Source organism: Nonomuraea sp. NPDC003754 (genome assembly GCF_053605785.1).
Window position 1 is genome coordinate 1 of sequence record NZ_JBSGJX010000041.1, and the last position, 20,405, is coordinate 20,405.

General features: G+C 72.1%; 19 protein-coding genes. 7 read left to right on the forward strand and 12 right to left on the reverse strand.

Features of this window, described 5'->3' with window-relative positions:
• The first annotated feature begins 822 nt into the window (after positions 1-822).
• Together ACWEVS_RS36325 and ACWEVS_RS36330 are read left to right on the forward strand one after the other, a co-directional pair.
• A complete protein-coding gene (locus ACWEVS_RS36325; RefSeq protein WP_354910995.1) occupies positions 823-1,680 on the forward strand; it encodes a phosphotransferase family protein in 858 nt (285 codons plus the stop codon).
• Positions 1,681-1,742: 62 nt separating this feature from the next.
• A complete protein-coding gene (locus ACWEVS_RS36330; protein WP_354911017.1) occupies positions 1,743-2,015 on the forward strand; it encodes a TFIIB-type zinc ribbon-containing protein in 273 nt (90 codons plus the stop codon).
• A gap of 412 nt (positions 2,016-2,427) precedes the next feature.
• Here ACWEVS_RS36330 and ACWEVS_RS36335 read toward each other — a convergent pair whose 3' ends face one another.
• The 3 genes from ACWEVS_RS36335 to ACWEVS_RS36345 all read right to left on the reverse strand — a co-directional run bounded on the left by ACWEVS_RS36335 (position 2,428) and on the right by ACWEVS_RS36345 (position 5,672).
• Entirely contained in the window at positions 2,428-3,354 is a 927-nt protein-coding gene (locus tag ACWEVS_RS36335) for a hypothetical protein (RefSeq protein ID WP_452415481.1), read from the reverse strand.
• A 37-nt stretch (positions 3,355-3,391) separates the two neighbouring features.
• Positions 3,392-4,963, reverse strand: coding sequence for an ABC-F family ATP-binding cassette domain-containing protein (locus ACWEVS_RS36340; protein ID WP_452555258.1), 1,572 nt, complete (start codon positions 4,961-4,963; stop codon positions 3,392-3,394).
• Positions 4,964-5,135: 172 nt separating this feature from the next.
• Positions 5,136-5,672, reverse strand: coding sequence for a CGNR zinc finger domain-containing protein (locus ACWEVS_RS36345; RefSeq protein ID WP_354910987.1), 537 nt, complete (start codon positions 5,670-5,672; stop codon positions 5,136-5,138).
• Positions 5,673-5,697: 25 nt separating this feature from the next.
• Here ACWEVS_RS36345 and ACWEVS_RS36350 point away from each other — a divergent pair, with 25 nt between their 5' ends.
• Together ACWEVS_RS36350 and ACWEVS_RS36355 are read left to right on the forward strand one after the other, a co-directional pair.
• Positions 5,698-5,856: a hypothetical protein gene (locus ACWEVS_RS36350; RefSeq protein WP_449930822.1), complete on the forward strand. Its 159-nt coding sequence runs from the start codon at positions 5,698-5,700 to the stop codon at positions 5,854-5,856.
• Positions 5,857-5,971: 115 nt separating this feature from the next.
• A complete protein-coding gene (locus tag ACWEVS_RS36355) occupies positions 5,972-7,738 on the forward strand; it encodes an AMP-dependent synthetase/ligase (protein ID WP_452415484.1) in 1,767 nt (588 codons plus the stop codon).
• A 190-nt stretch (positions 7,739-7,928) separates the two neighbouring features.
• Here the strand turns inward: ACWEVS_RS36355 and ACWEVS_RS36360 are convergent, their stop codons facing one another.
• The 3 genes from ACWEVS_RS36360 to ACWEVS_RS36370 are packed head-to-tail and all read right to left on the reverse strand — an operon-like array spanning position 7,929 to position 11,046.
• The gene (locus tag ACWEVS_RS36360) at positions 7,929-9,329 is read right to left on the reverse strand and encodes a phosphatase PAP2 family protein (RefSeq protein WP_452415486.1); all 1,401 of its coding nucleotides are present in this window, start codon (positions 9,327-9,329) and stop codon (positions 7,929-7,931) included.
• A gap of 35 nt (positions 9,330-9,364) precedes the next feature.
• Positions 9,365-10,423: an acyltransferase family protein gene (locus ACWEVS_RS36365; protein WP_452415488.1), complete on the reverse strand. Its 1,059-nt coding sequence runs from the start codon at positions 10,421-10,423 to the stop codon at positions 9,365-9,367.
• Entirely contained in the window at positions 10,420-11,046 is a 627-nt protein-coding gene (locus ACWEVS_RS36370) for a TetR/AcrR family transcriptional regulator (protein WP_449930814.1), read from the reverse strand. The genes ACWEVS_RS36365 and ACWEVS_RS36370 overlap by 4 nt, the downstream gene beginning before the upstream one ends.
• A 77-nt stretch (positions 11,047-11,123) precedes the next feature.
• Between ACWEVS_RS36370 and ACWEVS_RS36375 the strand changes: the two genes are divergently transcribed.
• From ACWEVS_RS36375 to ACWEVS_RS36385, 3 genes are read left to right on the forward strand one after another with little or no spacing between them, the layout of a single operon-like run.
• Complete coding sequence (locus ACWEVS_RS36375) at positions 11,124-11,747, forward strand: TetR/AcrR family transcriptional regulator (protein WP_452555260.1); 624 nt, start codon at positions 11,124-11,126, stop codon at positions 11,745-11,747.
• Positions 11,748-11,749: 2 nt separating this feature from the next.
• Positions 11,750-12,163, forward strand: coding sequence for an acyl-CoA thioesterase (locus tag ACWEVS_RS36380; RefSeq protein ID WP_354910970.1), 414 nt, complete (start codon positions 11,750-11,752; stop codon positions 12,161-12,163).
• Entirely contained in the window at positions 12,160-12,549 is a 390-nt protein-coding gene (locus ACWEVS_RS36385) for a hypothetical protein (RefSeq protein WP_452555262.1), read from the forward strand. Before ACWEVS_RS36380 ends, ACWEVS_RS36385 begins: the two co-directional genes overlap by 4 nt.
• On the opposite strand, the gene meaB is transcribed toward ACWEVS_RS36385, so the two are convergent.
• From meaB to ACWEVS_RS36415, 6 genes are all read right to left on the reverse strand, one after another.
• Positions 12,536-13,495, reverse strand: a complete 960-nt coding sequence (gene meaB, locus ACWEVS_RS36390; protein WP_354911014.1) for a methylmalonyl Co-A mutase-associated GTPase MeaB — start codon at positions 13,493-13,495, stop codon at positions 12,536-12,538. The two genes, ACWEVS_RS36385 and meaB, sit on opposite strands and share 14 nt — an antisense overlap.
• A 31-nt stretch (positions 13,496-13,526) precedes the next feature.
• The gene (scpA, locus tag ACWEVS_RS36395; protein ID WP_452555264.1) at positions 13,527-15,653 is read right to left on the reverse strand and encodes a methylmalonyl-CoA mutase; all 2,127 of its coding nucleotides are present in this window, start codon (positions 15,651-15,653) and stop codon (positions 13,527-13,529) included.
• Positions 15,650-17,305 carry a methylmalonyl-CoA mutase family protein gene (locus ACWEVS_RS36400; RefSeq protein ID WP_449930806.1) on the reverse strand — a complete coding sequence of 552 codons (1,656 nt, stop codon included), beginning with the start codon at positions 17,303-17,305 and terminating at the stop codon, positions 15,650-15,652. The genes scpA and ACWEVS_RS36400 overlap by 4 nt, the downstream gene beginning before the upstream one ends.
• A 57-nt stretch (positions 17,306-17,362) precedes the next feature.
• Positions 17,363-18,133, reverse strand: coding sequence for a peptidoglycan recognition protein family protein (locus ACWEVS_RS36405; RefSeq protein ID WP_452555267.1), 771 nt, complete (start codon positions 18,131-18,133; stop codon positions 17,363-17,365).
• A gap of 85 nt (positions 18,134-18,218) precedes the next feature.
• Positions 18,219-19,157, reverse strand: a complete 939-nt coding sequence (mtnA, locus tag ACWEVS_RS36410) for an S-methyl-5-thioribose-1-phosphate isomerase (RefSeq protein WP_452415494.1) — start codon at positions 19,155-19,157, stop codon at positions 18,219-18,221.
• Between the two features lie 71 nt (positions 19,158-19,228).
• Positions 19,229-20,386, reverse strand: coding sequence for an AI-2E family transporter (locus tag ACWEVS_RS36415; RefSeq protein ID WP_449930800.1), 1,158 nt, complete (start codon positions 20,384-20,386; stop codon positions 19,229-19,231).
• Between the last annotated feature and the right edge of the window lie 19 nt (positions 20,387-20,405).

Sequence of the window (20,405 nt, forward strand, 5' to 3'; positions counted from 1 at the left end):
GGTTTCCCCCGGACAGCCGACGATCAACGCCGACTGGGTGGGACTGGTGAACTCTATGTACGACTCCGTCCCCCGTCAAATCAACGCACCGCCATACCGGAAAACAGTCCTCGACCACCGGAAACGTCGGGGCCACGACAGCCGGCGCGGTTCACTCACAAGGCCCGGCAACAGCCGGTGTGTCGAACAGGGCGAACTCGTGCGCATCCGGGACTTCGAACAACGTCACGTCGTGAGCCATCTGTTCCTGCGTGATGGGGACGGTGTCCTGTCCTGCCCTCAGTGGCGCGGGCCACCACTTTGCGGGACAGCACCTCGAAAGGCGCGTCCAGGTAGTGGAGTTTCACCTGGATACCGCGGGCATACGCGGTGAGGCGCTTGTCGGCTCGCTCCGCGCGTCTTCAGAAGCGGATTCCCGGGAGTGCGGCGCTCCTGGAATCCTTGCCCGCGGCGCTCCTCCCGGACCCCTCCCTCATGTCCCTCATGGTGGCGCTGCCCTCTCGGCCCCCTCCCCCAATGGTGGTTCCGCCCTCGCAGCGCCCGTACCGAAAGTGTCGCCCTCCCGAAAGCCCGTACCGAGGGTGCCGCCCTCCCGAAAGCCCGTACCGAGGGTGCCGCCCTCCCGAAAGCCCGTACCCAGGGTGCCGCCCTCCCGAAAGCCCGTACCCAGGGTGCCGCCCTCCCGAAAGCCCGTACCCAGGGTGCCGCCCTCCCAGAACACCCTCTCGGATGGCGGGGCGGGGAACGGCAGGCCGGAGCGTTCGACGTGCCCCGGCCGCCGTCGCGGAACGGCCCACGAGCGGCGCCTCGTAGGCTTTCCGGGTGGATCTCGAGGATGAGCTGGCCCGCCTGGCCGCCCAGTACGGCGGGGCAGGCACGCCGACCCGGCACGCGACGAGGAGTGACGTCGTCGTCGTCCGGCGCGGCGAGGTCGTGGTCAAGGCGCACTCGGCCAGGGACGACGCGGCCTCCCTCCGGTTGAGGCTCAAGGCCAGCGCGTCGGCCGCGCTGACCGGGGTGATGCTCGCCCCCCTGGACATGGACGTGCGCACGGTGTGCGACAGGGCGGTGACGGTGTGGCCGGCGGGTACACCGGTCGCTCCCGACGACCCTGACGCCGCTCCCTGGGAGGAAGGGGCGCGGCTGCTGGCCCGGCTGCATGCCGTACCGCTGACGACGGTGCCGCCGTTGCCGGAGGCGGGCGGGCCGGCGCGGATGGCGCGGGCGGTCAGCGGCATGCCGGGAGACGGGCCGGACCAGCGGCTGGTACGGCAGGCCCTGGCGGCGCTCCCCGCCCCCGAGCCCGTGCCCCTGCTGCTCACCCACGGCGACTGGCACCTGGGCCAGCTGGTGCGGCGCTCGGACCGGTGGCTGCTGATCGACGTGGACGACCTGGGGATCGGCGACCCGGCCTGGGATCTGGCGCGTCCGGCGGCGTGGTTCGCCGCGGGGCTTCTCGAGCCCGGCATCTGGAACCGGTTCCTCAACGCCTATCTCGCGTCGGGCGGGCCCGCGCTGGACCCGCGCGACCCCTGGGCCAGGCTCGACGTTCCCGCCAGAGCGGTCACCGTTCAGCTGGCCGCGGTGGCGGTCACCCACGCACAGCGGGAGGGTCGGGAACTGGACGAGGTGGAACGTTCGTTGGTCGAGTCGTGCGACAGGATTGTGGGCCTCCGGTGAGGCTGACATAGTGACGCACGCAGACCGTGTACATCCCGCCAATGGGCAAGGAGATCAACCAGATGCAGTGCCCCAAGTGCCGCGGCAACATGCGGACTTACGAGCGCAACGGGGTCCACATCGAGCAGTGTGAGAACTGCCGAGGGATCTTCCTCGACTACGGCGAGCTGGAGACGCTGACTCGCATGGAGTCCCAGTACCACACGCCGCCCGCCGCGCCCCCGCCTCCGGCTCACGGGGCTCCCGCGTGGGGCGCCCCCGCCCCGCACTACGGCGGTCACTACGGTCACCGGCGCAGGCACGACAGCTTCCTGGGGATGCTGTTCTCCTCCTGACCCTGCTGTGAAAAGGGCCGCGACCTCGAGTGCGAGGGACGCGGCCCTTTCCGTCTCCGGCGGCCCCTTCCACCGCCGGGGGGCCGGACCTCCCGCGGTTGCGAGCCGACCGGACCCCCACGACTCCGGGGCCGAAACGACCGACACCCCCACCAGCCATGGGCCGGCCGACCGGATCAACGCCCCGCCACACACCGAAGCCCAGCCGACCGGATCGAGCCCCCGCCACACACGGAAGCCCGGCCGACCGGATCGCCGTCCCGCCACATACGGGGGCCGGCCGACCGGATCGCCGTCCCGCCACATACGGGGCCGGACCGACCGGATCGCGGCTCCCACCGGACGCGGGGGCGGTCTCACCGGGTCGCCGCTCCCGCCGGCCGCAGGACCGGGCCGGGCCGGGCCCCGGCGATCAGGCCGGGAAGGTGCCGGGGTCGACGTCGGTCGTGGGCGCGTTGCCGCCGGTGACCGAGTGCAGGGTGACGCGCCAGTCGTGCCACCTGATCTGCGTCGCCGTGTACGTCGTCCTGAACTGCACCGGCTTCTCGAACCGCTCGAAGCTGCACGACCTGGTGAACGCCCTGCCGTCCCAGTCGATCCCGTGGGTGAAGAAGATCTCGTACGTGCCGTCGCGCACGCCTTTCACCCGGAACGTCGACTTCTTGCGCACGAACACGCTGAACGCCTTGGCCTTGCCGCGCATCACGGTCACCACCGCGTCCCTCGACCCGCCGTTGTCGATCAGCAGGGAGCTGCGCCCGCTGAGCCGCTCGGCGCGCAGGAACCGCCCGTTCGCCGGCCGCCTGGTCTGCTTCCTGGCCGCCTTGACCGGCACCACGTCGGCCGGGTAGTCGCCGAGCGCGGTCAGCGACCTGCCCGCCTGGTCGAGCGCCTGGAGCTTGTCCGCGACGTCGCTGAAGACCCCGCCCGCCGTGCAGACGCTTCTGCCGCCCACCTTGCCGAGCGTCATCCCGAGCTGGGTGGTGAAGTCGCGCAGGCTGGCCACGTACGCCTCGTGCTGGACGCGCGCCTCGACGGGAGGGGCGAGGGCCGACAGGGCCTCGGTGGCGCCGCTGAGGGTCTCTTCGGCACGTTCCATGCGATCGTTGAGTGACTTGACGGTCTTCGCGGAGGAGAGCGCGGTGAGCGCGGCCCGCACGCCGGTGCGCTGCTCGGTGAGCGCGTCGCGGTAGGCGGCGGCGGTGAGGGCGCCGGTGCCGCTCGACGGCCCCGTGACTCCCGGGGAGGGCTCGGCGGGGCCCTGGGCCGTGGAGCTGCACGCGGTGAGGGTCAGCGTCGCCAGGCCGAGAACGCAGGAGATCAACCGGGGGGCAAGCATCTGCCACACTATCGCCCGGCTGATCCCCTGCCGTCAATCAGGACTCGGTCAGACCGCTGTCCCGATCCCGCCGGAGCCACCGGGTGATCCCGAGCCCCCGCAGGAACGGCAGATCGTGGCTGGCCACGATCAGCGCCCCCCGGTAGGCCGACAGCGCCTGCGACAGCTGCCTGACGCTGGCGAGGTCGAGGTTGTTGGTCGGCTCGTCGAGCAGGAGCAGCTGCGGCGGCGGGTCGGCCGACAGCAGCGCCGCCAGCGTCGCCCTGAAGCGTTCGCCGCCCGACAGCGTGCGCACCGGCTGCTCGGCCCGCGCGCCCCTGAACAGGAAGCGGGCCAGGCGGGCGCGCACCTCGTTGACGGAGGCGCCGGGGGCGTGCGCGCGGACGTTGTCGAGCACGCTGAGGCTCTCGTCGAGGACGTCCAGGCGCTGCGGCAGGTAGCCGACCGGGACCGGCGCCCCTGCCGCCACGATGGCGCGCAGCAGGGTGGTCTTGCCCGACCCGTTCGGGCCGAGCAGCGCGATCCGCTCGGGGCCGCGCACCTCCAGGCGTTCCATCGCCTCGTCGGTACGGCGTGCGGTCGCGAAGGACAGCACGACCCGGCCCGCCGGGACCGCCGTCCCGGGCAGCGAGACGCGGATCTCGGCGTCGTCGCGCACCGCCTGTTCCGCCTCGTTCAGCCGCTCACGCGCCTCCTCCAGCTTGTCGACGTGCATCATGCGGTGCTTGCCCGCCGACACCTGGGCCTCGCGCTTGCGCGCCTGCATGACGATCTTCGGTTCGCGCTTGTTGGCGTACATCTTGTCGCCGTAGCGCACCCGCCGGTCGAGTTTGGTCCTGGCCTCGATGAGCTCGCGCCGCTGCCTGCGCACGTCGGCCTCGGCCACCCTGACCATGCGTGCGGCGGTTTCCTGTTCGGCGGCGAGCATGCGCTCGTAGTCGCTCAGGTTGCCGCCGTACAGGCGTACCGCGCCCTCGCGCAGCTCGGCGATCTGGTCGACCTGGTCGAGCAGTTCCCTGTCGTGGCTGACGACGACCAGCACCCCCGGCCAGGCCCTGACCGCGGCGTGGAGCCGCCGCCTGGCGTCGAGGTCGAGGTTGTTGGTGGGCTCGTCGAGCAGCAGCACGTCGGGCCGGTGGAGGAACTGCGCGGCCAGGCCCACCATGACGGTTTCGCCGCCGGACAGCGTCGCGACGGTGCGGTCGAGGCCGACGTGGTCGAGGCCGAGCGTGGCCAGCTGGGCGGTCGCCCGTTCCTCCACGTCCCAGTCGTCGCCGACGGCGGTGAAGTGTTGCTCCCGCACGTCGCCCGACTCGATCGCGTGCAGCGCGGCTCTGGTCGCGCTGATGCCGAGCAGGTCGGCGACGGTCAGCTCGGCGCGCAGCGGCAGGTTCTGCGGCAGGTGGCCGACCTGCCCTGCCACGCTGACGGAGCCGGAGCGGGGGCGCAGCTCCCCTGCGATGATCTTGAGCAGGGTGGACTTGCCCGAACCGTTGGCGCCGATCAGGCCGGTACGTCCGGCGGGGAAGGCGGCGTCGAGGCCGTCGAGCACCTGGGTGCCGTCCGGCCAGCCGTAGGAGACGTGGTCGATCACCACGGAAAATGACATGAGAAAGCTCCCGTCGGAAAGTCTGAGAATTCAGGACTTGGCGGGAACCACCGCGAAGACGCCCGAGGTCCAGGTGCGCACGTGCCCACGACAGGGCGAGACGGCGCGGTGCCCGCGACCTCAGAACCTCACGTCAACAGCCTCCACGGCTCGGAAATGCGACTCGCAGAGGTTACCCGGCCGGAAAATCGTCCGCAAGGGCCCGGGCGCGATGCGCCGCGACGTTGACCCGGTTGGCGCACGCCAGCGAGCAGAACCTGCGGCGTCCGTTGCGCGAGGTGTCGACGTAGACGGTCCGGCAGCCCTGCCTGTCGCAGCGGCCGAGGCGGCGGCCGTCGGAGAAGCAGATGGCCATCGCCAGCCCGCCCGCCGTGGTGTCCTTGGCCCTGGCGACGATGTCGGCGCCGAGGGCGAAGAAGTGCAGGTGCGGCCGGCGGCCGTCGTGCGCGCTGATGTACGGCGTGGCCGCGGTGATCGCCAGCAGGTCGTTGACGAGGGTGATCTGGGTGTCCTGGTCGGTCTCGCCGAAGACGGGGTCGAGCCGCCTGGCCCACCGGCCGAGCTCGGCCGCCTGGGCGGGGGTGAGCTCCGCTCGCAGCATCTCGTTCCTGACGAGCAACGGGGTGATCGCCTCGGGGGTGAAGTCGACGGCGTTGACGAGGTCGGCCGACAGTGCCGCCCCGTTGCCCCCGTAAGCATTGAAATGCATAAGGACATTACATCAGGTTGGAGGCATGCATTTCACGACACTCGTCTCCACCCACGAGACGTCGGACGGCGTGATCTCCTATTTCCGCTGCGAGTGCGGCGCGTGGGAGGTGCGCACGGCCGATCACGGCAACGTGGCGACCACGTCGACCCCGCCGGAGAGCCGACAGGTGATCACGGTGTGACGACCGTGACAGCCGGGTGAGTGAACCGGGGCGTAACCGTTCTTGACCATCGACTGACCCGCCGCGTTCGGCCTAGAGTGCGCACCAAGCCGTCCCCCTCAACCGGAGGTCAGGAATGTCCAGCATTCCCGCTCTGCTGCGCGATCGGATCAAGGCCACCCCCGACGCCGAGGCCTATCGCCATCCGGCGGGCACCGGCTGGGAATCGCTGACCTGGGCCCAGGTGGGCGAGCGGGTGCGGCCGCTGGCCCTGGGCCTGGCCGAGCTCGGCGCCCGCGCCGACGCCAGGGTGTCCATCCTCTGCTCGACCCGGCTGGAGTGGATCCTCGCCGACCTGGCCGTGCTGTCCACGGGCGCGGCCACCACGACGATCTACCCCTCCAACACCGCCGACGAATGCGCGTACGTCATCAACGACTCCGGCAGCACCCTGGTCATCGCGGAGAACGACGACCAGGTGGCCAAGCTCGCCTCGGTGCGCGCCGACCTGCCCGGCGTCCGCCACGTGGTCGTCATCGACGGCGCCGCGAGCGACGACGGCTGGGTCGTCCCGCTCGACAGGGTCGGCGCCGACGGCGACTACGACGCCATGATCGACGAGATCGGGCAGGACGACCTGGCGACGCTCATCTACACCTCCGGCACCACCGGCAGGCCCAAGGGCGTCGAGCTGACCCACGACAACTGGCTGTACGCCGCGGAGGCCGTCCGCAAGATCGACCTGATCGGCCCCGACGACCTGCACTACCTGTGGCTGCCGCTGTCGCACTCGTTCGGCAAGCTGCTCGAGGTCGTGATGATCGACATCGGCGTGCCGACCGCGATCGACGGGCGCCTCGACAGGATCGCCGACAACCTGGGCGAGCTGCGGCCGACCTTCATGGCCGCCGCGCCGCGCATCTTCGAGAAGATCCACAACACCGTCGTCGCGACGGTCAGGCGCGAGGGCGGCGTGAAGCTGCGGATCTTCAACTGGGCCAAGCGGACGGGCGTCAGGGTCAGCAGGGCCCGCCAGCGCGGCGCGACGCTGCCGCTGACCACCCGCCTGGAGTACGCGCTGGCCGACCGGCTGGTGTTCGCCAAGCTGCGGGCCCGCTTCGGCGGACGCATCCGCTCCTTCATCTCCGGCGCCGCCCCGCTGTCACAGGACATCGGCGAGTTCTTCGACGGCGCGGGGCTGCCCATCCTGGAGGGGTACGGACTGACCGAGTCGTCGGCCGGCAGCTTCCTCAACAGGCCCGGCGCCCTCCGGCTGGGCACGGTGGGCCAGCCGCTGCCCGGCACCGAGGTGCGCATCGCCGAGGACGGCGAGATCCTCATCGGCGGGCGCGGCGTCATGCGCGGCTACCACGGGCTGCCGGAGGAGACGGCCGAGACGCTCGAGGACGGCTGGCTGCGCACCGGCGACATCGGCGAGATCGACGAGGCCGGCCGGCTGCGCATCACCGACAGGAAGAAGGAGCTGATCAAGACCTCGGGCGGGAAGTACGTGGCGCCCACCCACCTCGAGGGGCGGATCAAGGCGGCCTGCCCGTACCTGTCGCACGTGTTCGTGCACGGCGACCGGCGCAACTTCTGCACGGCGCTGGTGACGCTCGACATGGAGGTCGTACGGCCGTGGGCGGCGGCCGAGGGGCTGCCCGGCGATCCCGAGAAGCTGCGCGACCACCCGCGGATGCGCGAGGAGGTCGACAAGGCGATCAAGGAGGTGAACGCGGGGCTGGCGAGCTACGAGACGATCAAGGACTTCGCGATCCTGGCCGACGACTTCACCGTGGAGGCCGGAGAGCTGACGCCCAGTCTGAAGATCAAGCGGAAGGTGGTCGAGCAGCACTACGGGGAGACGCTGGACGCCTTCTACAAGGACGCCACGCTCACCTGAGCGCCCGGCCGCGCGGCGCCGGTCGCTGTGGTCAGCGGAAGACGTGCAGCGCGCGGGCGCTGGCGAACGTCAGCGGAACACGTGCAGGGCGCGCGGGCGCTTGGCGAACGTCAGCGGAACACGTGCAGGGCGCGCGGGCGCTGGCGAACGTCAGCGGAACACGTGCAGGGCGCGCGGGCGCTGGCGAACGTCAGCGGAACACGTGCAGGGCGCGCGGGCGCTTGGCGAACGTCAGGGGCCCGCGCGCGGTGACGGTCTGGCCGTCCAGCGCCAGCCGTACCTCTCCCGAGGGCGTCTCGACGCGCACCGTGTCGGCCTGCCACTGCCGGTAGTGGCGCGACAGGCCGAGCCGCCCGCCCACCGCGCTCCCGAACGCCCGCAGGCGGGGCAGCCGCCGGGCGGCCGTCATCAGCCTGATGTCGAGCACGCCGTCCTCCAGCCTGGCCCGGCGCCCCGGAGCGGCGCCGCGCGAGCCGTGCCGGCAGTTGCCCACGAACATCAGCCAGGCCCGGTACGGCACGCCGTCCACGACCAGGTCGACGGGCGCCGCGTCGCGGCGCAGCACCTCGGCCAGGCCCCACAGCAGCGCCGGCCAGGTGCCGATCCGCCGGTGCCTGGCCTCCCTGCGCTCGGCGAGGGCGGGATAGACGCCGAGGCCGGCGCTGTTGACGAAGGCCCTGCCCGCGGTCTCCACGACGTCGACGGCGGCCAGCTCGCCCGCCCGGTAGGCGGCGACGGCCTCGTCCGCGTCGGCGACGCCGAGCTCGGCGGCGAACAGGTCGCGCGTGCCCGACGGGACGACCAGCAACGGCCTGCCCCGCTCGAGCGCGATCCGGGCGGCGGGTCCGACGCTCGTGTCGTCCCCTGCGACGGCGAGCACCTTGCCGTCGGTCCTGTCGAGGGCCCCTGGCGGCACGAACTCAGCCCGGGGGAAGGCTTCGCGGAGCTTCCGCGCGGCCGCCCCCGCGGGGTCGGCGGCGACGACCAGGCCCTCGCCCGAGGGGTCGCCGTCGACGGCGGGCGCGGTGGCCGAGGCGCGGGCCCGTCCCGCCTCGGCCGCCTCCGGCCAGATGCGGCGGGTGACCAGCCCGGTGGCAACCCCGATGGCCGCGCCGGCGAGCACGTCGCCCGGGTAGTGGACGCCGGTGTAGACGCGGGAGAAGCAGACCGCCGCCGCCACCGCGGCCACGGGGACGGCGACGGCGAGGGGCGCTTCGAGGGCCACGGCGGTGGCGAAGGCGGCGGCCGAGGCGGAGTGTCCCGACGGGAAGGAGGCCGACAGCGGCATCTTGAGCAGCCGGTTCAGCGGCAGCACGTCGGCCACGGGGCGCTTCCTGCCGAAGGCCTGCTTGCCCGCCAGGTTCACCAGGGGGCTGGCGAGGCTGATCGCGAGCATGCCCCTGGTGGCCGCCCTGCGCAGGCGACGCCTGCCGCTCAGCGCGAACGTGCCCGCGACGCCCGCCCACAGCAGCGCGTTGTCGGCCGTTCTGGACAGCCGCGGCAGGACGGCTTCGAGGCCCGGCAGCCGGGTCCGTGCGACGGCCGCGTACAGGTGCTTGTCGAGCCGGTGCAGCCGGGATCGGAGTCGCATGCTGTATCTAGTGCCCAGGTTCGCCGGTTTTCAGCTCACAGGATCCGACGGGCGCCCGGCAGCGCGCGCACCAGGAAGGCCAGCGCCCAGCACAGCGGCAGCGCGAGGACGGAGACGACGGCGAACTTGACGATCGCGGCGGCCTGCAGCCAGGCGAAGGCGTAGGCGAGGCCGACCAGCACGACGGGGTGGATGATGTAGACGGTGTAGGCCTGCTCGGACAGGAACCTGCCGCGCGCCCGCTGCGTGTTGAAGCGCTCGCGGAACAGCACCAGCAGGCCGATGACGACACCGGCCGCGAACACCGCCTCCCACGCGGCCTGCGCGAGGTCGGCGACCGCTCCGCCGGACATGAAGCGCAAGGGGAGCAGCACCATCGTCCCCAGCCCCGCGGCGGCGAAGCCGAGCCTGCCCGCCCGCCGCGACAGCGTGGCGAACCAGCCACGCCGGTGGGCGAGCACGCCGAGCGTGAACATGCCGGCGTACTGCGGCAGGTGGGACGGCGTGGGCAGGCCGAGCACCGGCACGTAGAGGCCGACGGGCACGACGAGACGCCAGGCGAAGGTGACGACGGCCAGCGCGACCGTGCAGGCGACGATCGCAGCCGCTCCAGGCGCCTGCTCCGGGCCCGACCGGGGGATCCGGCCGTAGCGCCGGACGGCGGCGTAGACCGCGGCGAAGACCAGCAGGACCTCCACGAACCACATCGGGCCCGGGTCCCACGACCCGATGTAGAACATCCAGTACGGCATGTCGAAGTCCTGGTAGACGCCGACCATGGCCAGGGGGCGCAGCAGCAGGAGGAAGACGATCAGCGGGATGCCCAGCCGGAGCAGCCGGTCGCGCATGAAGGCGCCGCCGCCCTTGCGGTCGTAGGAGCCGGGGGTGAAGAAGCCGGAGATGAGGAAGAAGAAGCCCATGAAGAACGCCTGGTCGAACATGACCAGGATGTCGAGCGCCCACCCCGAGGGGTCGTGGGCCTGCTCGAAGTGGTACCAGGCGGGGATGTTGCCGTACGTCAGGGCCACGTGGTGGAGGACCACGAGGACGGTGAGGACCACGCGCAGGTTGTCGACGTAGGCGAGCCTTCTCATTGCGGTCCCTTCGTGGCACGGACGAAGATCTCGGCCAGTTCCCTGGCGTGGGCGTCGAGGTCGTGGCCGGGGTGGACCGCCCAGTAGGCGAACATGTCGTTGACCGCGGCCGAGTGGGTGATCGCCATGACGCGCGGGTCGAACGGCCGGAACTCGCCCGTGGCGTGGCCGAGACGGTAGATGTTCTCCAGCGACTGGTACAGCTCCTCGTTGGCGGCGATGCCGTACCGGGGGGAACCGTCCGGGAGCCGGAGGTTGATGAAGATCTCCCCCAGGGCCTTGAGCTGGGTGCGGTGGTCGCGCATGTGCTCGGCGACGCTGAGGATCTGGGTGCGCAGCAGCTCGGTGGCGGTGGTCCTGCCCTCCATCCGGGCCAGCACGAAGTCGGCGATGCCGGTGTAGACGTGGTCGACGACCTCCTCCATCAGGTCGTCCTTGCCGGCGAAGTGGTAGGAGATGACGCCCTTGCTGATGCCCGCGTGCTTGGCGATGGCGGCGAGCGATGCCTTGGCGAAGCCCACCTCGGCGATGACCTCGATGGCGCTGGCCATGATCTGGGCCCGCCTGGCCTTCTCGATGAACGACCGCGGCTTCTGGCCGGATGCCTCGTTTTCTGACCGCATGGCCAAAATCTAGCACAGGCGGCCAACAAATAAATCTGAACGACCGATCGGTCTTCTTACCTGCTAGTGTGATCCGCATGGCAGACGGCAGGAAGGTGCGCGGACAGCGCAGCAGGGAAGCCATCCTCGGCAGCGCCGTGGCCCTGGCCTCGGTCGACGGGCTCGACGGGCTGACGCTGGGCCGTCTGGCCGGCGTGGCGGGCGTCAGCAAGTCCGGCCTGTTCGCCCACTGGCGCGACAAGGAGCAGCTGCAGCTCGACGCGGTCGAGTGGGCGCGGCGGCAGTGGATCGAGCACGTGGTCACCCCCGCCCTGGCCGTGCCCCCGGGCCTGCGCAGGGTGCTGGCCCTGCACGAGGCGCGGCTCGCCTTCTACGAGGAGGGCCTCCTGCCGGGCGGCTGCTTCTTCTTCGCCGCCCAGGTCGAGTTCGACGACCGTCCGGGCCCGGTCAAGGACCGGGTGGCCGAGGCGATGAACGACTGGCTCGGCTTCCTGGAGCGGGCCATCCAGGACGCCGTCGACCGGGGCGAGCTGCGCGCCGACCCGGCCCAGCTCGCCTACGAGATCGAGGCGCTCGGCGAGGCCGTCGTCATCCACTCCCGCCTGCGCGACCGGCCACGGGCCTTCGCCCACGCCCGCAGGGCCGTCCTCGACCGCCTGCGCGCCCTCTCCCCCGACCCCACGCTCCTCCCGGAGGACTGACCGTGTCCCACACCCGTCCCGTCCAGGTGCACTTCGACGACCTCGACGCCATGGGGCTGCTGCACAACGCCCGTTACTCGGTGCTCGTCGAGCGGGCCATCACCGCCTTCTGGACCGAGCTCGGCTGGAACTTCGACCCCGCCCACTCCCGCTTCAAGGACGTCTTCCTCGCCGTGCGCGAGTTCTCCATCACCTTCCACGTGCCGATCATGGGCGTCGGCGAGCCGCTGGTGCACTTCTGGATCGAGCGGATGGGCACCACCAGCGGCGTGTACGGCTTCCGCGTCCTGTCGCCGGACGGCGGCACCGTGCACGCCGAGGGCCGCAGGGTCAACGTCAACCTCGACCCGGCGACGCTACGCCCCACCCCGTTCAGCGCGGAGATCCGCGACGCGGCCAAGGTGCTCGCCGCGTGATCAGAAGCCGCTGGATCCCCGGCCCCGAACCGAGGGGCGAGGAGCCCGTCGTGGTCAGCCTCACCGACTTCCGCCTGCACAGCGCGGTACACCTGCCGCGGGCGAGCCGTACGGGATGGCGGCTGGGCCGGCGCTGGCCCGAGGTCGGCGGCGCGGTCGGGCTGTGGCTGTGGGCCGAACCCCTGGCCCGCCGCATCGGGTCGGTGTCGGTGTGGCGGTCGGCGGCCGACCTGGCGGCCTTCGTCCGCTCGCCCGGCCACGTCGCGATCATGCGGGCCTACCGCGGCAGGGGCACGCTCCTGTCCGAGACGTGGACGAGCGACGCGCAGGACCTGTGGGAGGAAGCCTGGTCACCCGTGGTCCGCGGCGCGGTCAGCGGCGCTTGAAGGCGGCCAGCAACCGCTCGGCGGCCAGCGACGGGGTCAGGGTGCCCGCCAGGACCTCCCGCTCCACCTCCGCCGTGATCGCCGCCACCGCGGGGTTGCCGCGCAGCTCGGCCAGCAGCCGGTCACGCACCAGCGTCCAGGTCCACTGCACCTGCTGACGGCGCCGCTTGGCCGCCACGTCGATCCGGTCCTGGTGGGCGACGACCTGCTCCCACACCTCGTCGAGCCCGCCGCCGGTCAGCCCGCTGCAGGTCAGCACCGGCGGCGGCGCCGCCTCCGAGCGCAGCATGCGCAGCGCCCCCGCCAGCTCGCGGGCCGCCTTCCTGGCCGCCGGTTCGAAGTCCCCGTCCGCCTTGTTGACCGCGATCACGTCGGCCAGCTCCAGCACACCCTTCTTGATGCCCTGCAGCTGGTCGCCGGTGCGGGCCAGGCTGAGCAGCAGGAAGGTGTCGACCATGTCGGCCACCGCGGTCTCCGACTGGCCGACGCCGACCGTCTCGACGAGCACGACGTCGTATCCCGCGGCCTCGACGACGACCATCGCCTCCCTGGTGGCCTTGGCGACCCCGCCGAGCGTGCCCGAGGTCGGCGAGGGGCGGATGAAGGCCTGCGGGTCGACCGACAGGCGGGACATGCGCGTCTTGTCGCCGAGGATGCTGCCGCCGGTCCGCGTCGACGACGGGTCGACGGCCAGCACCGCCACCCGGTGGCCGCGCTCGGTCAGGCGGGTGCCGAGCGCGTCGATCAGCGTCGACTTGCCGACCCCCGGCACGCCCGAGATGCCGACCCTGCGGGCCTGCCCGGCCAGCGGCGTGAGCTCGACGAGCAACCGCTGGGCCAGCTCGGCGTGGTCGGCCCTGGTCGACTCGACCAGCGTGATCGCGCGGGCGATCCAGGCGCGCGATCCCGACTTCACGCCGTGGACGTAGTCGTCGAGCGCCCTCATCCGCACCGGCCCTCCGCCGGCCGGTGGCGCATCAGTGGCCCAGGCGCGAGGACAGCTCGCGCACCAGGTCGAGCGCCGCGTCGGCGATCACCGTGCCGGGCGGGAAGATCGCCGAGGCGCCCGCGGCGCGCAGCTCGTCGAAGTCGCCGGGCGGGATCACGCCGCCCACCACGATCATGACGTCGTCCGCGCCCAGGTCGGCGAGCGCGGCGCGCAGCGCCGGCACCAGCGTGAGGTGACCCGCGGCCAGGGAGGAGACGCCGACGACGTGCACGTCTGCCTCCACGGCCTGCCGCGCCACCTCCTCGGGCGTCTGGAACAGCGGGCCGACGTCGACGTCGAAGCCGAGGTCGGCGAACGCGGTGGCGATCACCTTCTGGCCGCGGTCATGCCCGTCCTGCCCCATCTTGGCCACCAGGATGCGCGGCCGCCGCCCCTCGGCGACGGCGAAGTCTGCGCACGCCTGCCGTACCAGCTCGATGCCCTTCACCGGACCCGCCTCGTCGCGATACACCCCGGAGATGGTACGGATCTGCCCGGCGTGCCGTCCGAACACCTTCTCCAGGGCGTCGGAGATCTCGCCGACCGTGGCCTTGGCCCTGGCCGCCTCCACCGCGAGCGCCAGGAGGTTGTCGCCGCCCGCGGCGCCCTTGGTGAGGTTCTCCAGCGCCTGCCGTACGGCCTCGGCGTCCCTGTCGGCGCGCAGGCGGCGCAGCTTGTCGAGCTGCTGCGCCCGCACCGCGCTGTTGTCGACCCTGAGCACCTCGATCGGCTCGTCGGCCTGCGGGCGGTACTTGTTGACCCCGATGACCGGCTGCCTGCCCGAGTCGATGCGCGCCTGGGCGCGTGCCGCGGCCTCCTCGATGCGCAGCTTGGGCAGGCCGGCGTCGATCGCGCGGGCCATGCCGCCGGCCGCCTCGACCTCCTGGATGTGCTGCCACGCCTTCTCGGCCAGGTCGTGGGTGAGGCGCTCGACGTAGTAGGAGCCGCCCCACGGGTCGATGACGCGTGTCGTGCCCGACTCCTGCTGCAGCAGCAGCTGGGTGTTGCGGGCGATGCGGGCCGAGAAGTCGGTGGGCAGCGCGAGCGCCTCGTCGAGGGCGTTGGTGTGCAGCGACTGGGTGTGGCCCTGCGTGGCGGCCATGGCCTCCACGCAGGTGCGCACCACGTTGTTGAAGACGTCCTGGGCGGTCAGGGACCAGCCCGAGGTCTGGGAGTGGGTCCGCAGCGACAGCGACTTGGGATTCTTCGCCCCCGCCTCCGACACCAGCCTGGACCACAGCAGGCGGGCCGCCCGGAGCTTGGCCACCTCCATGAAGAAGTTCATGCCGATGCACCAGAAGAACGACAGCCGGGGGGCGAAGGCGTCGATGTCGAGCCCCGCCGCCACACCCGCCCGCAGGTACTCCGCGCCGTCGGCCAGGGTGTAGGCCAGCTCCAGGTCGCAGGTGGCCCCCGCCTCCTGGATGTGGTAGCCGGAGATCGAGATGGAGTTGAACTTCGGCATGTGCCGGCTGGTGTAGGCGAAGATGTCGGAGATGATCCGCATCGACGGCCCGGGCGGGTAGATGTAGGTGTTGCGGACCATGAACTCCTTGAGGATGTCGTTCTGGATGGTCCCCGTCAGCTGCTCGTGGGCGACACCCTGCTCCTCGGCGGCCACGATGTAGAGCGCCAGGATCGGCAGCACCGCGCCGTTCATCGTCATCGACACCGACATCCGGTCCAGCGGGATGCCCTCGAACAGCTGCCGCATGTCGTAGATGGAGTCGATGGCGACGCCCGCCATGCCCACGTCGCCCGCCACACGCGGATGGTCGGAGTCGTAGCCGCGGTGCGTGGCCAGGTCGAAGGCCACCGACAGGCCCTTCTGCCCCGCGGCCAGGTTGCGGCGGTAGAAGGCGTTCGACTCCTCGGCGGTGGAGAAGCCCGCGTACTGCCGGATGGTCCACGGCTGGTTGACGTACATCGTCGGGTACGGCCCGCGCAGGTACGGCACCGCCCCCGGATAGGTCCGCAGGAAGTCGAGCCCGTCGAGGTCGGCGGCCGTGTAGACCGGCTTGACCGGGATGCCCTCCGGGGTCTCCCACGGCTCACCCGCGGCCGCGCCGGTGGGGCGCACGGGCGCCAGCGGAACGGTGGTGAAGTCGGGGATCATCGCGCCACTCCCAGGTCGTCGAAGGTCGTGCGGAGGACGTCCAGCGCATCGCATCCGGCGTACAGGTGCGCGTCCACCCCCTCGTGATCCCCCTTCCCCGCCAGCCATACCGTGCGCGCCCCCGCCCGGCGCAGCGCCAGGGCCACCGGGGCGGCGTGCTCGCCGTACAGCCGGTCGCTGGAGCACAGGCACGCGACGGCGGCGCCGCTGGCGGCGAAGGCCCGCGCGATCTCCTCCGGGTCGGTGCTCGGGCCCGACAGGACGGTCTCCAGGCCGCCGGCGTGGAAGAGGTTGGCGGCGAAGGAGGCCCTGGCGGTGTGGACGGCGACCGGCCCGATCGTGGCGAGGAAGACCTTCGGCCGCTCGGGCTGGGCGTCGGCCAGCTCGCGCAGCTCCTCGTACGGCCGCGCGTAACGCATCGCCTCCCCCTGGGGGGCGGGCGGCCGCGGCGGGCGCTCGCGCGGATCGGGGAACTCGCTCACGCCGGTGATCGGGTGGCGCCGGTGCGCGATGTCGTCGTCCCTGCGCGCCCTGGTCCGCGCGATCCGCTCGCTCACCAGGTCACCGGCGGCCTGGACGCCGCCCGCCGCCTCGATCTCCTGGAACCACGCCCAGGCCCGCTCGGCCAGCTCGGCCGTGCGCCGTTCGACGTACCAGGAGCCGCCCGCGGGGTCGGCGACGCGCCCCACGCCCGACTCCTCCAGCAGCAGCGCCTGGGTGTTCCTGGCGATCCGCCGGGCGAAGGCGTCGGGCGCGCCCATGGCGGCGTCGAAGGGCCGCACCGTCACCGCGTCGGCGCCGCCCACGCCCGCGGCGAAGCACGCCAGCGTGGTGCGCAGCATGTTCACGTACGGGTCGCGCGCGGTCATCATCGCGAAGCTCGTCACCGCGTGCTGCAACTGCGTGCCGGGCCCGCCGCACACCTCGGCCACCCGCGCCCACAGCAGGCGGGCCGCGCGCAGCTTCGCGATCGTGGCGAACTGGTCGGCGGTGGCCGCGTAACGGAACTCCAGCTGGCCGAGGGCCGCCTCGACGGACAGCCCGGCCGCGGTCAGCGCCCGCAGGTGCGCCACGCCGGTCGCCAGCGAGCAGCCCAGCTCCTGCGCGTCGCTCCCGCCCGCGTCGTGGTACGGCAGGCCGTCGACGACGATGGCGCGCAGCCCCGGATGCTCCGCCGCGCAGCGCCGCGCCAGCGCGACGGCGTCGGGGCCGAGGCCCGCGCCGAGATTACCGGTCACCCCCGTGCCGAGCCCGAGCAGGACCTCGGCCGCCTCGGCGGTGCGCTCGCCCGCCTCCAGCACCACGGGCACCAGGTCGAGGTAGACGCCGTCGAGCGTGCGCGCCAGCTCCTCCACCGGGACCGCCAGCCACAGCGAGGTGACGCCGTTCTCCAGGTCGGCGAGCACCGCCTCGTTGTCCGGCACGGCATGCCGCTGCCGGACGTCCCAGCCCCGGTGCGTGGGCCGCGGGGCGCGCAGCTCGGGCAGGTCGCCGGCGTCGTAGAGGGGTGCGACCCGCACACCGTCATAGGTGTCGGTGGCCAGCGCGGCTTCGGGTGATTCCGGCTCCACGCCGGACTTGCGCAACACACCGAGCGCGAGGGCCCGCCAATCGTCGCGGGTCGTGGACGGGAAGTCCGCGGCGAGTCTCATGCCTTGGATGGTAGGCGCAGCCGTACCAGAACAATAATCCGGGGGCGGCGTCCGCGGTCAGGTGCGCGCCGCCTCCCAGGCCAGCTTCCACGTGACGGGTCCGACGACGCCGTCGTCGGGGATCTCCTGCTCGCGCTGGAAGCGCCGGCACACCTCGCGGGAGCCGGCCCCGTAGGCGCCGTCGACGTCGATGGTCCAGCCGCGCCTGCTCATCTGGCGCTGCCAGGTGCGCACGTCGTCGCCGCGCATGATCGGGGGGAACTTCAGCAGCCGCCCTGGGAAGGGCGGGGCCTGCGGGGGCGTCGGCGGCTCCTGCCCGCCAGGCCGGGGGGCGCCGCGCCTGACCCAGCCGTAGAGCGGGTCGCCCGGGCAGTCGGTGTTGAACCCGTCGCGGTGCCCCTTGATCTCGCGCCCGGCCGCGCCCTCCTCGCGCAGGTGCAGGATCGCGTCGAGGATGGCGTGCAGCACGCCGTCGGGCGGCTGGATCAGGCCGGCGTTGCCGACCAGGCCGAGCACCGCGTAGTGGCCCGAGTTGAGCCCGGCCCCGTTGGCCGCCGGCAGATGGTGCGCCCCCCGCCCCTCGAACACCTTACGGTGCGGGCAGGCCACGAAGCTGTAGCCGATGTCGATCCAGCCGTTGGAGTCCATGTGGAAGTTCTGGATGGACTGCACCAGGGCCACGCACTTGGCGTGGTCGCGCACGATGCCGGGATCGACCCTGCCACCCGTGTAGTGGACCTTGACCCCTCTGGTGGACTCGAGCTGGGTGTAGCTGCCACGCGGGGAACGGGCACGCCAGTCACGACGCAGGACAAGATCGATGGCCACGGCGATCTCCCGGGTGAGGACGCTGACAACCGAGCGTAACGCGAGGTGTACGGACAGATCCCAGGAATGTCGATTATTGGTCTCCCTACGGCCGGAAGACGCGCCGGTCCGTAACGATCGCGGAGATCAGGTCATGGGGCGTGACGTCGAAGGCCGGGTTCAGCGCGCGGGTCCCCTCGGGGGCGATGCGCATGCCGCGCACGCACACCACCTCCTCGTCGCCCCGGTCCTCGATCTCGATGTGCTCGCCCGAGGGGGTGGCCGCGTCGATGGTGCTCTCGGGGGCGACCACGACGAACGGCACCCCGGCGCGCTCGGCGCCCAGCGCGAGCGCGTAGGAGCCGATCTTGTTGGCGGTGTCGCCGTTGGCGGCGATCCGGTCGGCGCCGATCAGCACCGCGTCCACCCCTCCCCTGGCCAGCAGGTACGGCCCGGCGGAGTCGGTGACCAGCCGGTAGGGCGCGCCCATCCGCTCCAGCTCCCAGGCGGTGAGCCGGGCCCCCTGCAGCAGCGGCCTGGTCTCCAGCGCGAGCACCTCGGCCAGCCGTCCCCTCTCGTGGAGGGTCTGGACGACGCCCAGCGCGGTGCCGCGCTCGACGGTGGCCAGACCTCCGGTGTTGCAGATGGTCATGACGCGCAGCTTGTCGCCTTCGAGCAGGTCGGCGCCGCGCTCGCCCATGGCCACGCAGGCGGCGATGTCGTCGTCCCTGATCCGCAGGGCCGTGGTGAGGACCGCCTCGGGTCCGTCGTCGAGGCGCGCGGCGGCCTGGTCGACGCCCCACGCCAGGTTGACGGCCGTCGGCCGGGCCGCCCTGAGGCGCGCGACGGCCTGCCTGTCGCCGCCGGCCAGCGCGACGCCGAGCGCCCCTGCCACGCCGAGGGCCGGAGCGCCCCTGACGGCCAGGCGGCGGATGGCGTCGACGAGCTCGTCCACGGTGGTGATGCGCAGCATGACCAGCTCGTCCGGCAGCAGCGTCTGATCGATGAGCTCGATGGCCCCGTCGACCCAGTCGATCGTCCTCACAGGCGCACCGTACACAATCAGGCCGAACCGTCATACATCCCTTCGGTATCGGCGGGCGGCGCGCCTGTCTCTCATGGGGGAGGCGGCTCGACCGTCCGCGGCGCCGGTGCGGCGACCGGCGGGGTCGTCCCGTCGTCGGCGGCCACCAGCTCGTAGCGGGTGGCGTAGGTGTCGACGAGCGAGACCAGCATCGCCGCGACGGGAATGGCCAGCAGGGCGCCCACCGCGCCGAACAGCGCCGCGCCCAGGGTGACGCCCGTGAACGAGACCCCCGGATGGATGTCGACCGACCGCGCGCTGATCCTCGGCTCCAGTGTCAGGTTCTCCACCTGCTGGTACACCACGGCCCAGGCCAGCGCCGCCACCCCGACCCAGGGCCGGGGCGAGGCCAGCCCGACGACCGTCGGCAGGGCGATGGAGATGTAGGTGCCGATCGTGGGGACGAACTGGGCGACCGCGCCCGTCCACACCCCGAGGGCGAACCAGGACGGCATGCCGATCGCCAGGAACACCAGGGCCGACGTCCCGCCGTTGATCGTGGCCAGGATGAGCCTGGCCGAGACGTAGCCGCCGGTCTTCTCCGTCGACAGCTCCCACACTCTGATGAAGACCCGCTGGGACCGGCTGGGCAGCAGCTGCGCCACCCACTGGCGCAGGCGGGGGCCGTCGGCCGCAAAGTAATAGGTCAGCAGCACGAGCATGAACAGCTTGAAGACCATCCCCGCCACCGTCCCGACCAGGCCCAGGACGCCGCCGACCACGTCCTGCGCGTACGCGGCGGCCTGCTGGGGTGTCACGTTCAGGGACTTGAGGAGGTCGGCCAGCTTGTACTGCGTCCCGAGCCGGGCGTTGATCCACTTGAGGACGGCGGCGGCGACGTCGGGCAGCGCCAGCAGCAACTGCCCGACCTGCTGCACGAACAGGTTCCCGAACAGGATGAGGAAGATGACCGCCACCACGGTGAAGGTCACCATGACCAGCAGCGTGGCCCTGCGACGCGACATCCGCCTGGACAGCGGGCGCACGGCCGGCTCCATCGCCAGCGAGGTGAACCAGGCCATGACCAGCAGGACGAGCAGCCATCCGGCGTCGGTCAGCAGGAAACGCAGGAAGAACATCAGGGCGACCACGCCCGCCACCACGAGAGCGACCCGCCACACGTTCGCGGGCGCGAGCAGGACCTGGACGGCCGGGGGCTTGATCCCTCGCGGCTCACTCGGCCTCGTCATGATCCCTCCTACGGTTCGC

What these genes read in the sequence shown, in the direction of transcription:
- ACWEVS_RS36365 (WP_452415488.1), bottom strand. Translation starts at nt 10,423, where the DNA reads ATGAGAAGGCTCGCCTACGTCGACAACCTGCGCGTGGTCCTCACCGTC.
- ACWEVS_RS36330 (WP_354911017.1), top strand. Translation starts at nt 1,743, where the DNA reads ATGCAGTGCCCCAAGTGCCGCGGCAACATGCGGACTTACGAGCGCAAC.
- scpA (WP_452555264.1), bottom strand. Translation starts at nt 15,653, where the DNA reads ATGATCCCCGACTTCACCACCGTTCCGCTGGCGCCCGTGCGCCCCACC.
- ACWEVS_RS36375 (WP_452555260.1), top strand. Translation starts at nt 11,124, where the DNA reads ATGGCAGACGGCAGGAAGGTGCGCGGACAGCGCAGCAGGGAAGCCATC.
- ACWEVS_RS36345 (WP_354910987.1), bottom strand. Translation starts at nt 5,672, where the DNA reads ATGCATTTCAATGCTTACGGGGGCAACGGGGCGGCACTGTCGGCCGAC.
- ACWEVS_RS36350 (WP_449930822.1), top strand. Translation starts at nt 5,698, where the DNA reads ATGCATTTCACGACACTCGTCTCCACCCACGAGACGTCGGACGGCGTG.
- meaB (WP_354911014.1), bottom strand. Translation starts at nt 13,495, where the DNA reads ATGAGGGCGCTCGACGACTACGTCCACGGCGTGAAGTCGGGATCGCGC.
- ACWEVS_RS36340 (WP_452555258.1), bottom strand. Translation starts at nt 4,963, where the DNA reads ATGTCATTTTCCGTGGTGATCGACCACGTCTCCTACGGCTGGCCGGAC.
- ACWEVS_RS36400 (WP_449930806.1), bottom strand. Translation starts at nt 17,305, where the DNA reads ATGAGACTCGCCGCGGACTTCCCGTCCACGACCCGCGACGATTGGCGG.
- ACWEVS_RS36335 (WP_452415481.1), bottom strand. Translation starts at nt 3,354, where the DNA reads ATGCTTGCCCCCCGGTTGATCTCCTGCGTTCTCGGCCTGGCGACGCTG.
- ACWEVS_RS36370 (WP_449930814.1), bottom strand. Translation starts at nt 11,046, where the DNA reads ATGCGGTCAGAAAACGAGGCATCCGGCCAGAAGCCGCGGTCGTTCATC.
- ACWEVS_RS36355 (WP_452415484.1), top strand. Translation starts at nt 5,972, where the DNA reads ATGTCCAGCATTCCCGCTCTGCTGCGCGATCGGATCAAGGCCACCCCC.
- ACWEVS_RS36415 (WP_449930800.1), bottom strand. Translation starts at nt 20,386, where the DNA reads ATGACGAGGCCGAGTGAGCCGCGAGGGATCAAGCCCCCGGCCGTCCAG.
- ACWEVS_RS36360 (WP_452415486.1), bottom strand. Translation starts at nt 9,329, where the DNA reads ATGCGACTCCGATCCCGGCTGCACCGGCTCGACAAGCACCTGTACGCG.